This is a genomic window from Streptomyces botrytidirepellens, assembly GCF_003721215.1.
Taxonomy (GTDB): Bacteria; Actinomycetota; Actinomycetes; order Streptomycetales; family Streptomycetaceae; genus Streptomyces; species Streptomyces himastatinicus.
In genome coordinates this window covers 1-13,830 of record NZ_RIBZ01000074.1, presented here as the reverse complement: position 1 = coordinate 13,830, position 13,830 = coordinate 1, and the positions used below count along the sequence as shown (strand labels likewise).

The 13,830-nt window shown below is 73.7% G+C and carries 13 protein-coding genes and 1 rRNA gene; 2 read left to right on the top strand and 12 right to left on the bottom strand.

Annotated features, from left to right (window positions below; translation table 11 throughout):
- From EEJ42_RS05570 to EEJ42_RS05550, 5 genes are all read right to left on the bottom strand, one after another.
- Window positions 1-552, bottom strand: a 552-nt coding sequence (locus tag EEJ42_RS05570) for a glycosyltransferase (protein WP_246096101.1), incomplete at its 3' end; no start/stop codon positions are given.
- A 436-nt stretch (window positions 553-988) separates the two neighbouring features.
- A complete protein-coding gene (recN, locus tag EEJ42_RS05565; protein WP_184502951.1) occupies window positions 989-2,740 on the bottom strand; it encodes a DNA repair protein RecN in 1,752 nt (583 codons plus the stop codon).
- A 228-nt stretch (window positions 2,741-2,968) separates the two neighbouring features.
- Window positions 2,969-3,934: an NAD kinase gene (locus EEJ42_RS05560; RefSeq protein ID WP_123098873.1), complete on the bottom strand. Its 966-nt coding sequence runs from the start codon at window positions 3,932-3,934 to the stop codon at window positions 2,969-2,971.
- The gene (locus EEJ42_RS05555) at window positions 3,931-4,797 is read right to left on the bottom strand and encodes a TlyA family RNA methyltransferase (protein ID WP_123098872.1); all 867 of its coding nucleotides are present in this window, start codon (window positions 4,795-4,797) and stop codon (window positions 3,931-3,933) included. The genes EEJ42_RS05560 and EEJ42_RS05555 overlap by 4 nt, the downstream gene beginning before the upstream one ends.
- A 42-nt stretch (window positions 4,798-4,839) precedes the next feature.
- Complete coding sequence (locus tag EEJ42_RS05550; protein WP_246096100.1) at window positions 4,840-5,214, bottom strand: hypothetical protein; 375 nt, start codon at window positions 5,212-5,214, stop codon at window positions 4,840-4,842.
- Window positions 5,215-5,280: 66 nt separating this feature from the next.
- On the opposite strand from EEJ42_RS05550, the gene EEJ42_RS05545 reads away from it, so the two are divergent.
- Window positions 5,281-5,628: a sterol-binding protein gene (locus tag EEJ42_RS05545; protein ID WP_123098870.1), complete on the top strand. Its 348-nt coding sequence runs from the start codon at window positions 5,281-5,283 to the stop codon at window positions 5,626-5,628.
- An 18-nt stretch (window positions 5,629-5,646) separates the two neighbouring features.
- On the opposite strand, the gene EEJ42_RS05540 is transcribed toward EEJ42_RS05545, so the two are convergent.
- The 4 genes from EEJ42_RS05540 to EEJ42_RS05525 form a co-directional block, all read right to left on the bottom strand.
- Window positions 5,647-6,594 (bottom strand): ABC transporter ATP-binding protein, encoded by a 948-nt coding sequence (locus EEJ42_RS05540; RefSeq protein WP_246096105.1) that lies wholly within the window; start codon window positions 6,592-6,594, stop codon window positions 5,647-5,649.
- Between the two features lie 50 nt (window positions 6,595-6,644).
- On the bottom strand, window positions 6,645-7,706 hold the full coding sequence (locus tag EEJ42_RS05535) for a FecCD family ABC transporter permease (protein WP_123098869.1): 1,062 nt from the start codon (window positions 7,704-7,706) through the stop codon (window positions 6,645-6,647).
- Complete coding sequence (locus EEJ42_RS05530) at window positions 7,703-8,764, bottom strand: FecCD family ABC transporter permease (protein ID WP_123098875.1); 1,062 nt, start codon at window positions 8,762-8,764, stop codon at window positions 7,703-7,705. Before EEJ42_RS05530 ends, EEJ42_RS05535 begins: the two co-directional genes overlap by 4 nt.
- Before the next feature lie 192 nt (window positions 8,765-8,956).
- Window positions 8,957-9,988, bottom strand: coding sequence for an HAD-IIA family hydrolase (locus tag EEJ42_RS05525; protein ID WP_123098868.1), 1,032 nt, complete (start codon window positions 9,986-9,988; stop codon window positions 8,957-8,959).
- 79 nt (window positions 9,989-10,067) lie between these two features.
- Here EEJ42_RS05525 and EEJ42_RS05520 point away from each other — a divergent pair, with 79 nt between their 5' ends.
- Complete coding sequence (locus EEJ42_RS05520) at window positions 10,068-11,360, top strand: DUF1015 domain-containing protein (RefSeq protein WP_123098867.1); 1,293 nt, start codon at window positions 10,068-10,070, stop codon at window positions 11,358-11,360.
- Window positions 11,361-11,430: 70 nt separating this feature from the next.
- Here EEJ42_RS05520 and EEJ42_RS51695 read toward each other — a convergent pair whose 3' ends face one another.
- The 3 genes from EEJ42_RS51695 to rrf all read right to left on the bottom strand — a co-directional run bounded on the left by EEJ42_RS51695 (window position 11,431) and on the right by rrf (window position 13,659).
- Complete coding sequence (locus tag EEJ42_RS51695) at window positions 11,431-12,291, bottom strand: tetratricopeptide repeat protein (RefSeq protein WP_123098874.1); 861 nt, start codon at window positions 12,289-12,291, stop codon at window positions 11,431-11,433.
- Window positions 12,261-13,364, bottom strand: a complete 1,104-nt coding sequence (locus tag EEJ42_RS51690; RefSeq protein WP_221179324.1) for a hypothetical protein — start codon at window positions 13,362-13,364, stop codon at window positions 12,261-12,263. Before EEJ42_RS51690 ends, EEJ42_RS51695 begins: the two co-directional genes overlap by 31 nt.
- 178 nt (window positions 13,365-13,542) lie before the next feature.
- Window positions 13,543-13,659, bottom strand: a 5S ribosomal RNA gene (gene rrf, locus EEJ42_RS05505).
- Between the last annotated feature and the right edge of the window lie 171 nt (window positions 13,660-13,830).

Genomic DNA, 13,830 nt, shown 5'->3' with positions numbered 1-13,830 from the left:
CGTCTCGGGCGCGGGGCGCGGCGCGGGCACCGCGACCGCCGCGAGCCGTGCGTCGCGCGCCCCGCGGTCACGGGCCCGGTCCACCAGGTCCGAGGACACGCCCAGCACGACCGACGCGGCACGCGCCACCCGCCGCTCCATCAGCCGTACGACGCGGCCCCGCGGCCCCTCGGCCTCCCGCTTGGTGTGCCAGGTGACGACGAGCGGGACGCCCCGGCCGCGCAACGCGAGCGCGGCCAGCAGACCGGGCCACAGCCCGTGCGCGTGCACCAGCCCGGCCCCGACGGAAGCGGTACGGATCGACGCGATGCTCCCGGCGTCCGTACGGCCGTCGAGCGGTGCGAACCGGGCGCCCGCCTCCGTGAAGCCGTACCCCTGCTCGGCGCTCCAGGGCCCGCACACGGTCACCCGCAGCCCGCGCGCCACCAGCCCGGCCGACAGCGACCGGACATGCACCCCGCTGCCCGAAGTCCCCTCGCCCAGCACCTGAACGGCGTGCAGCGACGGCTGCCCGTGCGGCGGGACCGGGGTGTTGCTCACGGTACTGCTCACTCGGGCGGAGCTCCTGGGGCGGTGTCGGAGGTGCGGTTGCTGCGCTGCGCTTGCTCCGCCAAGAATGCCAGCCTTCGCGGTGCGCTCGCCGCAACGTTCCCATGCCACGCCCACCCAGCGCTCGCCCGTACGTCCGCAGCACCACCCATATGGGTGAACTCCGCGGCATTCCCCACCCCGCCCCTCCCCGAATCCGGCAGCTCCACCCTGGCAACGGCCGGGCCCGGCCCGGGCCCTGAGGGCGAAGCCCGGCGAGATCAGCGCAGGGCCGCGGCGAGGGCCCGGGGGCCAAGCCCCAGCGGGGCCCGGAAACCAAGCCCGGCGGCGAAGCCACGGCGGGACCGTGGGCGGGGGCCAGGGGCGGAGCCCCGGCGGGGCCGGGCGGCGCCCGGTTCGGGAAGGGGCGGGGTGGGGTGGGGTGGGGAAAGGGCTCCCGTCAGCGGCCCGTGCGGGCCGCTTCCAGCAGCTCCTCCGCGTGGGCCCGGGCCAGCTCCGAGTCCTCCTGGCCCGCCAGCATCCGGGACAGCTCCCGGACCCGGTCCTCGCCCTCCATGGCCTTCACGCCGCTGCGCGTCACCGCCCCGTCGTTCGTCTTCTCCACCACCAGGTGCCGGTCCGCGAAGGCGGCGACCTGCGGGAGGTGGGTGACGACCACCACCTGGGCGGAGCGGGCGAGCCGGGCCAGCCGGCGGCCGACCTCGACCGCGGCCTTGCCGCCGACGCCCGCGTCCACCTCGTCGAAGAGATACGTCGGTACGGGGTCGGAGCCCGCGAAGACGACCTCGACCGCGAGCATCACCCGGGACAGCTCACCGCCCGATGCGCCCTTGGCGATGGGGCGGGGCGGGGCGCCGGGGTGAGGGGCGAGCAGCAGCTCGACCTCGTCGGCGCCGTGCGGACCGTACGCCACCGCGCGCCCGCCGACCTCGACGCCGGACGCCTCGTCCGCGGCCTCGGTCTGACGGATCGCGAACGTCACCCGGGCGTGCGGCATCGCGAGGGAGGCCAGCTCCTCGGTGACGGCCTCGGCGAAGCGCGCCGCGGCCTCCGTACGGGCGTCGGTGAGCGCCTGGGCCAGCCCGCCCAGGTCGGCGCGGAGGGCGTCGCGTTCGGCGGTCAGCTCGCCGATGCGGTCGTCGTCGCCGTCCAGTTCGGCGAGCCGGGCGGCGCCCTGCTCGGCCCAGGCCAGCACATCGCTGATGTTCTCGCCGTACTTGCGGGTCAGCTGGGCCAGCGCGGCGCGGCGCTCCTCGACGGCGGCGAGCCGCAGCGGGTCGGCGTCCAGGTCGTCGGCGTACCCGGCCAGTTCACCGGCCACGTCGGACAGCAGGATGCCCACCTCGCCGATGCGGTCGGCGAGCCCGGCGAGGGCGGGGTCGTGGGAGCGGACAGCCTCCAGGGCGCGGTGCGCGCCGCCGACGAGGGTGGCGGCGTCCACGCCCTCGGGGTCCTCCGGGTTGCCCGCGAGGGCGGTGTGCGCGAGGGCGGCGGCGGACGCCAGGGCCTCGGCGTGGCCCAGCCGCTCGGCCTCGGCGGCGAGTTCGTCGTCCTCGCCCGCCCGCGGCTCGGCGGCGGCGACCTCCTCCAGGCCGAAGCGCAGCAGGTCGGCCTCCTGCTCCCGCTCGCGCGCCCGGGTGGTCAGCTCCTCCAGTTCGGCGGCGACGGCGCGCAGCCGCCGGTAGGCGCCCGCGTACTTCTCCAGCGGCCCGGCGACGGCGGCGCCCGCGTACCGGTCGAGCGCCTGGCGCTGCCGGGCGGGCCGCATCAGGCCCTGCTGGTCGGTCTGGCCGTGGACGGCCACCAGGTCGTCGGCCAGCTCCCCGAGCAGCCCCACCGGCACGGACCGGCCGCCGACATGGGCGCGGGACCGCCCTTCGGCGGAGAGGGTACGGCTGATCAGCAGCGCCCCGTCGTCGAGTTCGGCACCCGCCTCCTCGGCCCGTACGGCGACGGGCGAGCGGGCGTCGACCGTGATCCGGCCCTCGACGACCGCCGCCTTGGCGCCGATCCGCACCAGGGCGGCGTCGGCGCGGCCGCCGAGCAGCAGTCCGAGACTGGTGACGACCATGGTCTTGCCCGCGCCGGTCTCGCCGGTTACCGCGGTGAAGCCGGGTGACAGCTCGACCACGGCATCGTCGATGACACCCAGGGCACGTATCCGCATCTCCTCCAGCACGTGCAAGACCATACGAGGTTTACCGGCCACCTCGCGACGGCCACCCCCGGGGACGGCCCCACGCCTACCCAGGGTGAACGCGGGATAGCCCGGTCACCTCCCCCTCGCCGACGCCGGGGGCGTATCGGACGCACCCCCTCGAAAGGGTGTCCCCATGCCGCCGCTGCCGGACGGCCACGGCACGGCGTCCGCATCGGCGGCGGGCCGGTGTTCACCGGCCCGCTCGCCCTCGGCGCGGCGCTAGTGCGGCGCCCCGCGCCAGCCCGCCACCGGCAGCGCGAACTTCGCCACCAGCCGGTCGGTGAACGACGCGTGGTGCAGCCGGGCCAGCCGGACCGGCACCGCTCCCCTGCGCACCTCCACCCGCGCCCCGGCGGGCAGCTCCACGGTGCGGCGCCCGTCGCACCACAGCACCCCGTGCGGGGTCTGCGGCTGCACCTCGACCGCAAGCACCGACTCCGGCGTCGTCACCAGCGGCTTCGCGAAGAGGGCGTGCGCGCTGATCGGGACCATCAGCAGTGCCTCGACCTCGGGCCACACCACCGGGCCACCGGCCGAGAAGGCGTACGCCGTCGAGCCGGTCGGGGTCGCGCACACCACGCCGTCGCCGCCGAAGCGGGACACCGGGCGGCCGTCGACCTCGGTGACGACCTCCAGCAGCCGCTCGCGCGCCGCCTTCTCGACCGACGCCTCGTTCAGCGCCCAGTCGGTGTGCACGATGTGCCCGTCGTTGCGGACCAGCACATCGATGGTCATGCGCTCCTCGACCTCGTACTGGCGGCTCACCACCCGGTCCACGACCTTGTCCAGGTCGTCGCGCTCGGCCTCGGCCAGGAAGCCGACCCGGCCCAGGTTGACGCCGAGCATGGGCACACCGGAGATGCGCGAGAACTCCGCGCCGCGCAGCAGCGTCCCGTCCCCGCCGAGCACCACCAGCAGTTCACAGCCGTCGAGCACGTCGCGGCCCGCGTCGACCAGTTCGACGGCGGGCGGCAGCGGCAGGTCAGCGGCCTCGGCGGCGAGCACCCGCACCCCGATGCCGCTGCGCAGCAGCCCCTGGACGACGAGTTCCGCACTGCGGATGGCCGCCGGGCGGCCGGTGTGCGCAAGCAGGAAGACGGTACGGTCGGCTGTCGCCTCGGTCGTCGGCTTGTCCCCCGTCTCCGCCGCCGACTCCGCCTTCGCCGCTGGTTCTGAAGTGGTCAACTGGGCCCCTCCGCCACTGCACGGTCAACATCGTCCGGGTCCAGTGCCGGCGCCCCGGCGCGCATCCACAAAAAGTACTCGACGTTCCCCGACGGTCCCGGCAGCGGGCTGGCGGTCACGCCGAGCACGCCCAGCCCCAGGTCCGCCGCCTGATGAGCCACCGTCCGCACCGCCTCGGCACGCAGCTCGGCGCTGCGGACGACGCCACCGCTGCCGAGCCGCTCCTTGCCGACCTCGAACTGTGGCTTGACCATCAGCACCAGATCGGCGCCGGGCGCGGTGCAGCGCACCAGGGCGGGCAGCACCAGCCCGAGCGGGATGAAGGAGAGATCCCCGACGACAAGGTCCACGGGCTCGCCTCCCATCTGCTCCGGCGTCAGCTCGCGTACGTTCGTACGGTCGAGAACGGTCACGCGTTCATCATTCTGCAAAGACCATGCAAGTTGCCCATAACCGACGTCCGCGGCGACGACGTGGGCAGCGCCCGCGCGCAGCAGGACGTCGGTGAAACCGCCGGTGGAGGCGCCCGCGTCCAGCGCCCGGCGGCCCGCGACGGTCAGCCCGGAACCGGAGACCGGGGTGGGGTCGGTGGTCCGCCCCGCCCCCTCGCGGTACTCCTCGCTGAAGGCGTACAGCGCGCCCGCGAGCTTGTGGCCGCCGCGCGAGACATAGTCCGGATCGCTGTCGTCCTTGATCACGACGACCGCGGCGCTGGTCTCGACCTGCGTCGCGGCCTTGGTCGCGGTGGCCCCGCCGACGGTCACACGGCCCGCCGCGATCAGCTGGCTCGCGTGCTCGCGCGAACGGGCCAGCTTGCGGCGCACCAGCTCCGCGTCGAGTCGTACGCGTCGTGGGCGGGTCACTGCCACGGGTGGTTCAGCTCCTGGGGTCGGCCGTATGGGGTCTTACGGGGAGGGGGCGGGCGGGGCCGGAGGTCCGGGCCGCCGGTCGAGTGCCGTCAGCGTGTCGCGCAGGCCCCGGTGCACATCCTCGTACACCTCCAGGTGACTGCTCACCGGGAGGTCGTCCGCGTCGGCCAGCCGGTCGAGCCGGGCGTCGACGTCGGGGACGCCGGTGGGCGTACGGCCGACGCCGAGCGGAGCCGGATCTGCAGGCCCGGGCGGCGCCTCCCCGGGCGCCTCCCCAGGCACCTCCTCGGCGGCCTCCACCGGCGCCTCCGCAGGCCCCGGGTCCGGCTCCCCGGCCGCCGCCGCGACCGGCTCGTCCGCCCCCGGCTCCTGCTCAGGCCCGGGCCGCACGCCCGGCATCGGCTCACTCATGCCCCCGACGCTACCGCGAAGCGGGCGCGTCCCGACGGGGCGCGACCTGGGGTACCGTCGTCGGCGATGGCCACCTTGGAACAGTGCCGCGACGCACTCGACAAACTGGCGGAGAACCTCGCGGGCGCGAACGGGGACCTCCGCAGCGCCGCCGCGCTCGATCGCTCCGTGAGCTGCTGGATCACCGACCTCGACACGACCTTCATGGGCCGTCTCGTGGAGAGCCGCATCGAGGACGTGACGACCGCGCCCGGCCCCCCGGGGGAACGTGCCCAGATCCGGCTGTCCATGTCCGGCGACGACCTGGTGGCCCTGGTCGACGGCGAGCTGCACTTCGCCCGGGCCTGGGGCAGCGGCCGGGTCAAGCTGGAGGCCGGGCTGCTCGACCTGCTGCGGCTGCGGAAGCTGCTCTAGCCCCCTTAAGGGCCGCCCTCAGGACTCCGTCGCCGCGGCGGCCAGCGGCTCATCCGCCGCCTCCGCCGCCTCCGCCTCCGCGGTCTTACGGGACCGGCGGGCGGCCGGTATGACCAGCGGCGTCCCCGTCTCCGGGTCGTCGATGACCTGGCAGCGCAGCCCGAAGACCCGCTCCACCAGCTCCGCCGTGACGATCTCCCCCGGCGCGCCCTCCGCGACGACCTCGCCACCCCGCATCGCGATCAGATGCGTGGCGTAGCGGGCGGCGTGGTTCAGGTCGTGCAGCACCGCGACGAGGGTACGGCCCTGCTCCTCGTGGAGCTGGGCGCACAGGTCGAGGACGTCGATCTGGTGCTGGATGTCCAGGTACGTCGTGGGCTCGTCCAGGAGCAGCAGCGGGGTCTGCTGGGCGATGGCCATGGCGATCCACACCCGCTGGCGCTGCCCGCCGGACAGTTCGTCGACAAAGCGATCCCCCAGCTCCGCCACGCCGGTCGCCTCCATCGACTCCTGAACGATCCGCTCGTCCGTCTCCGACCACTGCCGCAGCAGCCCCTGGTGCGGGTAGCGGCCACGGGCGACCAGGTCGGCGACGGTGATCCCGTCCGGGGCGATGGAGGACTGCGGCAGCAGGCCGAGGGTGCGGGCCACCTTCTTGGCGGGCAGCGAACCGATCACCTCGCCGTCCAGCAGCACGGACCCCGCCGTCGGCTTGAGCATCCGGGACAGGGCGCGCAGCAGGGTGGACTTCCCGCAGGCGTTGGGCCCCACGATCACCGTGAAGGAGTGGTCGGGGATGGTGACCGACAGGTTCTCGGCGACGGTGCGCCGGTCGTACGCGAGGGTCAGGCCCTCGGCGGTGAGCCGCTGCCGGTCCGTCGTCTTGTCGCTGGTGTCGCTGGTGCTGTTGCTGCTGGAAGCCACGGTCTGCCCGGTGTCCTTTTCCCTGTTGCCCTTGTCGTCCATGCCGTCCATGCCGTCCATGCCGTGTTCGGCGTCCGCCCGCGTGCGTTCCGTCATATCCGCCCCGCCTTGCGCTCGGTCACCAGCAGCCACAGCAGATAGCCGCCGCCCAGCATCGCGGTCAGCGCCCCGACCGGCAGTTGGTCGGCGCCGAAGGCCCGCTGCGCGGACCAGTCGGCGGTGACCAGCAGGGCCGCGCCCATCCAGGCCGCGGGGAGCAGGTTGGGACCGGGCGAACGGGTGAGCCTGCGGGCCAGCTGCGGGGCGACGAGCGCCACGAAGGAGACGGGCCCGGCGGCGGCCGTGGCGGAGGCGGTCAGCAGGACGCCCGAGAACATCAGCACCAGCCGGGTCCGCTCGACCCGCACCCCGAGGGCGTACGCGCTGTCGTCGCCCATCTCCAGCATCCGCAGGCCCCGTGCCTGCCCGAGGATCAGGGGCAGGAGGACCGCGCACACGCAGGCCAGCGGCCAGACCTGGTTCCAGTCGCGCCCGTTGAGCGAGCCGGTCAACCACACCACCGCGCGGGTGGCGTCGGGGAGGTCGGCCTTGGTGAGCAGGTAGCCGTTGACGGCGGCGAGCATCGCGGTGGCGCCGATGCCGACCAGCACCAGCCGGTAGCCGTGAATGCCCCGCCGCCAGGCCAGCACGTAGACCCCGACCCCGGTCAGCAGACCGCCGCAGATGGCACCGGTGGCGACCTCGGCCGGGTTGCCCTGGAAGAGGACGATCACGGTGAGCGCCCCGGCCGCCGAGCCCTGCCCGAAGCCGATCACGTCCGGACTGCCCAGCGGATTGCGGGAGATGGACTGGAAGACCGCCCCGGCCAGCCCGAGCGCCGCGCCGACCAGCAGCCCGACCAGGACGCGCGGCAGCCGCAGGTCGTGGACGATGAAGTCCTGGGCCATGGTGCCGTTCCCGGCGAGGGTGTTGAGCACATCGGCGGGGGCCATGGGGAAGTCGCCGGTGCCGATCAGGACCACGCTCATCGCCAGCGCCACGGCGAGCAGCAGCAGCCCCACGACCGCGCCGCGGACGTCCAGGCGCAGCGAGAGGCCGCCGGTGCGCAGCGTGACTCCGCTCGTCCTGGGCGTGGTGCGCTTGCTCGCGTTCACAGTTGGGCCATCCTTCGGCGGCGTACGAGGTAGAGGAAGACGGGCCCGCCGACGAGCGAGGTGACGACGCCGACCTGGAGTTCGGCGGGCCGGGCGAGGACCCGCCCGATCACGTCGGAGCCCAGCAGCAGGACGGGCGACAGCACGGCGGCGTACGGCAGCGTCCACCGCACGTCGGGTCCGGTGAGCGCCCGGACCAGGTGCGGAACCATCAGCCCCACGAAGGCGATCGGCCCGCAGGCGGCGGTCGCTGCCCCGCACAGCAGGGTGACGGCCAGCATGGACATCGCCCGGGTGCGGACCAGGTTGGTGCCGAGGGAGCGCGCCGTGTCGTCGCCGAGCGCCACCGCGTTCAGCGAACGGCCGAGCAACAGCGCCAGCACCGCGCCGACCAGGAGGAACGGGGCCACCTGCCGGACCACGGTCATATTGGCGGAGGCGAGCGAACCGACCGTCCAGAAGCGCATCTTGTCGAGCGCCGCGCTGTCCAGCAGCTGTACGGCGTTGATGTAGCCGTAGAGCGCCGCGTACACGGCCGTACCGGCGAGCGCGAGCCGCACCGGCGTGGCGCCCCGGCTGCCGCCGAGCGCGTACACCAGCACGGAGGCGACGGCGGTGCCGAGGAAGGCGAACCACACATAGCCGGTCAGGGAGGTGACGCCGAGAAAGCTGATCGCCGAGACGACGGAGGCGGACGCGCCCGCGTTCAGCCCCAGCAGCCCGGGGTCGGCGAGCGGGTTACGGGTGAGGGCCTGGATGACCGCGCCGGCGAGCCCGAGGCCGACGCCCACGAGCAGCCCGAGGAGGGTGCGCGGCAGCCGTACGTCCTTGATCACCACATCGGTGTCGCTGCCGCTGTAGTGGGCCAGCCCGTGCCAGACGTCCCCGAGCGCGATCGGCTTGGCGCCGATCGCGATGCTGGCGGCCGCGACGGCCACCAGCGCGCAGAGGGAGACGACGAGCCCGGCCACCCGACGCGCGGTGTGCCGGCGGGGTGGCGGGGCCGCCGTATCGGTCGCTGTCTCGGGCCCGGCTTTCGCCGGACTGACCAGGGTCACGCGGAACTCCACCTCACAGCACGGCCGATCAAGACTTAGGTTAGGTTACCCTAAGCCGTGCCTGCGGCGCCCGGGCGGGTCCGCCGTCCAGGGCCACATCACCCCAGGCCCCGGCCTCGTCACGCCCCCTGGCGGCGTCCGCTCACCACCCCGGCCGGATCGAGCCCGAGCCGGTTCACCACCCCGGCCGGGTCACAGCCCCAGCCGAGCCAACGCCTTCCCCGCGTCCGCGCCGCTCACACCCTCCCCCGCCTCGTTCCAGGCCGCCGCGCACAGCGCCCGCAGCCCGTCCAGCGGCTCATCGCCGTCCCCCTCCAGCAGCAGCACGCCGTCGCCCACCCGCGCCGTCCAACCGCCGCACCGGAAGCCGCCGTCGGACGGCTCGACGACCGGGTGGGGCGTGAGCAGTCCCCGCAAGTCGCGGTCCACATAGGCCGGACGGTGCTTGGGCTCAGCGGCCAGCAGCTGCGCCGGGGTCGTCACCCCGGTCAGCACGAGGAGCGAGTCGACCCCGCCCGCGTACGCCCCCTCGATATCGGTGTCCAGCCGGTCCCCCACCACCAACGGCCGCCGGGCCCCGGTCCGCAGGATCGTCTCGCGGTGCATCGGCGGCAGCGGCTTCCCCGCGACCTGCGGGTCCTGGCCCGTCACGATCCGTACGACCTCCACGCCCGCGCCGTTGCCCGGCGCGATCCCGCGGCCGCTCGGAATCGTCAGGTCCGTGTTGGACGCGTACCAGGGCACCCCGCGCGCCACCGCGTAGCCCGCCTCCATCAGCCGCGCCCACGGCATGTCCGGTCCGCCGTACCCCTGGACCACCGCCGCCGGGTCGTCGTCGGCGGACTCCACCGGCAGCAGCCCGCGCTCCCGCAGCGCCACCCGCAGCCCCTCCCCGCCGATCACCAGCACCCGCGCGCCCTGCGGCAGCTGCTCGGAGATCAGCCGGGCGACGGCCTGCGCCGAGGTGATCACGTCCTCGGCCCCGGCGGGCACCCCGAGCCGGGTCAGATGCTCGGCGACGGCCTGCGGCGTGCGCAGCGCGTTGTTGGTCACATACGCCAGCCGCATCCCGCCGTCCCGTGCGGTGACGAGCGACTCCACGGCGTACGTGATGGCCTCGCCACCCGCGTACACCACACCGTCGAGGTCCAGCAGCGCGGTGTCGTACGCCTCGTTCAGCGACCGCTGGCTGCCCTCGGGCGCGATCCGGACGGTCTGGTTCATGGGGGGACACTCTCCTCGCAGATCCATGCGTTCTCCCCCCGATCATGGCGCATCGCCGACCGGGGCATAACATTCTCTAATGAGCACTTCAGGGCCTGGCGGGCAAGGTCTCCAGCTCACCCCCTTCCGGGGGCTGCGCTACGTCGCGGAACGGGTCGGCAGTCTCGCCGCCGTCACCTCACCGCCCTACGACGTGGTCGTACGCCCCGACGGTCTCCGCGAACTCGAGACCGCCGATCCTCACAACATCGTCCGCCTCATCCTCCCGCAGGCCGGCACCCCCGCCGACCGCCACCGGCAGGCCGCGGACACCCTGCGCCGCTGGCAGGCCGACGGCATCCTCGCGCCCGACCCCGAACCGGCCCTGTACGTCTACGAACAGCGCGACAGCCACATCCTCCAGCGCGGGCTGATCGGCGCCCTGCGGCTGAGTCCGCGCGAGGAGGGCGTCGTCCTCCCGCACGAGGAGGTCATGCCGCACATCGTCGAGGACCGCGCCGACCTGATGCGCGCCACCGCCGCCAACCTCGAACCCCTGCTGCTCGCCTACCGCGGCGACGGCGGTGGTACGGGGAACGGCGCCGCCGCGGTCATCGAACGCACCATCCGGCACGAGCCGTTGCTCTCCACCACCACCGAAGACGGCTTCGACCACCATCTGTGGCGGGTCACCGACCCGGCCGACCTGGTCGCGATCGCCGCCGATCTGCGCAACCACCAGGCCCTCATCGCCGACGGCCACCACCGCTGGGCCACCTATCTACGGCTGCGCGAGGAACGAACGGAGCCCGGGCCCTGGGACTTCGGCCTCGTCCTCCTCGTGGACACCGCCCGCTACCCGCTCCGGGTCCGGGCCATCCACCGGCTGCTGCGCCACCTCCCGGTGGCCGAGGCGCTGGCCACGGCACGCACCGCCTTCCGGGTACGGACGGTGGACGGCCCGCTGCCCCGCGCCCTGGACGCCCTCGCGGAGGCGGCCACCGCACCGGACGGGCAGAACGCGTTCCTGCTCGCGGGCGACGGCGGATTCCACCTGCTCGACCGGCCCGACCCCGGGCTGCTGGCCCGTACGGTTCCCGAGGGACGGCCGGAGGCCTGGCGGACACTGGACGCGACCGTCCTGCACTCGCTGCTCCTGGACCACCTCTGGCAGATCCCGGACAGCGCCGAGCACATCGGCTACATCCACAACGCGGAAGCGGCCGTCGAGCAGGCGGAGCGGCACGGCGGCACGGCGGTGCTGATGCATCCGGTGCGCGAGGAGGTCGTCCGCGAGCTGGCGCGTCAGGGGGTCGCCATGCCGCGCAAGTCGACGTCCTTCGGTCCGAAGCCCGCCACCGGGCTGGTGCTGCGCAGCCTGACCCTGGGCTGAGCCCGCGGAAGGACGATAAAGAGGGCGGAGCCCCGGCCGGGGGTGGTGGCCGGGGTTCCGCCCTCAGGCATCAGCTGGCGTCGCCGCGCTCGCTGCTCGTGCTGTCCGCGGCGTCCACGGCGTCGTCGTCCGTGGCCTCGGCTGCTGCGGTGTCCGCGGCCTCCTCGGCAACGTCGTCGGCCTCGGCCACCTCGGCGACCTTCGCGACCTCGACGGCCTCACTCGCGTCGGCGACCTCATCGGCGTCGAGCGCGTCCACGAACTCGACGCCGTCCAGCTCCGCGAGCCGGTCGGAAGCGTCCGTGGTGCCGCCCTGGTCCGCCTCCAGCGCCTTCGCGAACCACTCCCGCGCCTCGTCCTCACGGCCGACGGCCAGCAGCGCGTCGGCGTAGGCGTACCGCAGCCGGGCGGTCCACGGCTGGACGGAGTTCGAGGCCAGCTCCGGGCTCTGGAGGGTGACGACGGCGGCGTCGGCCTGGCCCATGTCGCGCCGGGCACCGGCGGCCACCAGGCGCATCTCGACCTGCCCGGCCCGGTCCAGCTTCTGGACCTCGGGCTCACCGGCCATGGCCAGCGCCCGCTCGGGACGGCCCATGCCGCGCTCGCAGTCGGCCATCACCGGCCACAGGTCGTTGTTGCCCGTCATCCGGCGCGCGGCACGGAACTCCGCCAGCGCCTCCGAGTACTTCGCGACGGCGTACGACGCGAACCCCGCCGCCTCGCGGACGGCGGCGACACGCGAAGCGAGCCGCAGCGCGACGCGCGAGTACTGGTACGCCCGCTCCGGGTCCTCGTCCAGCAGCTTGGCCACCATGACGAGGTTCTTGGCGACGTCCTCGGCAAGGGTCTTCGGCAGGCTCAGCAGCTCCTGCCGTACGTCCTTGTCGATCTCGTCGCCGGTCACGTCCTCGGGGATCGGCAGCCGCTTGATCGGCTCGCGGTCCCGGTCCCGGCCGCGCTCGTCGCGGTCGCGGCGGCCGTAGCCACCGGACCGGTCGTCACGGCCGCGCCCCTGGCCGCCGCCGTACGGACGCCGAGAGCCCCGGTCGTCCCGACCGCCGCGGAAGCCACCGCCGTCACGGTCATCCCGCCGCGGCCCACGGGGCCGGTCGTCACGCCGGTCGTCCCGGCGGAACCCACCACGGTCATCGCGGCGGTCATCACGGCGGTCATCACGGCGATCGTCCCGCCGATCATCGCGGCGGAACCCACCACGGTCATCGCGGCGGTCATCACGGCGGAACCCACCGCGATCGTCACGCCGATCATCGCGACGGTCGTCACGCTTGAACCCACTGCGGTCATCACGCCGGTCATCACGCCGGAACCCGCCACGATCGTCACGCCGATCGCCCCGGTCACCGCGGCGGTCATCCTGGCGGAACCCACCACGGTCGTCGCGGCGGTCATCACGGCGGAATCCACCACGGTCGTCGCGGCGGTCATCACGGCGGAATCCACCACGGTCATCACGCCGGTCGTCCCGGCGGAATCCATCACGGTCATCACGCCGGTCATCGCGGCGGTCGTCACGACGGTCATCGCGGCGGAACGGAGGCCGGTCATCCCGGCGATCGAAGCCACCGCGCGGCCGGTCACCGCGATCGTCACGGCGCCCGAAGCCGCCCGGACGTCCGCCACGGTCATCGTCGCGACGCGGCCCACGGGGCCGGTCGTCACGGCGGTCGTCACGCCTGAAGCCACTACGGTCGTCCCGCCGGTCGTCCCGGCGGAATCCACCACGGTCATCCCGGCGATCATCGCGGCGCTCGTCACGACGGAACCCACCCTGGCGGAAGCCACCGTCACGGTCGTCCCGGCGCGGACCACGCGGGCGATCGTCACGCCGGTCGTCCCGACGGTCGTCACGCCGATCATCGCGGCGGCCGTAGCCACCGCCGGGGCGTCCACCGCGGTCGTCGTCGCGACGCGGCCCACGAGGCCGGTCGTCGCGGCGGTCGTCACGCCGGAAGCCACCACGGTCCTGGTCACGATCGCGGTCACGACGCGGTCCGGAGTCGCGGAAATCCCTCCGGTCGCCGCCGTCCCGGCGCCGCGGCTCGCGGTCCCCCCGGTCGTCGGAAGAGTTGGTGGGCATTTACGTGACTCCTGTCTTCTGGCCAAAACAAAAAGGACCCCTGGTCCCAGCATGAACGCTGGGACCAGGGGTCCTCCAAAGATTGTTCGGCGGCGTCCTACTCTCCCACAGGGTCCCCCCTGCAGTACCATCGGCGCTGAAAGGCTTAGCTTCCGGGTTCGGAATGTAACCGGGCGTTTCCCTAACGCTGTGACCACCGAAACCCTATCGGGTTCTAGCGAACAAGCACACTTTTCAATTAAGTAAGTGGAACTGATTCACCGGTGCGACTGTTCGCAACCCGGGAACCACACAGTGGACGCGAGCAACTGAGGACAAGCCCTCGGCCTATTAGTACCAGTCAACTCCACCGGTCACCCGGCTTCCATATCT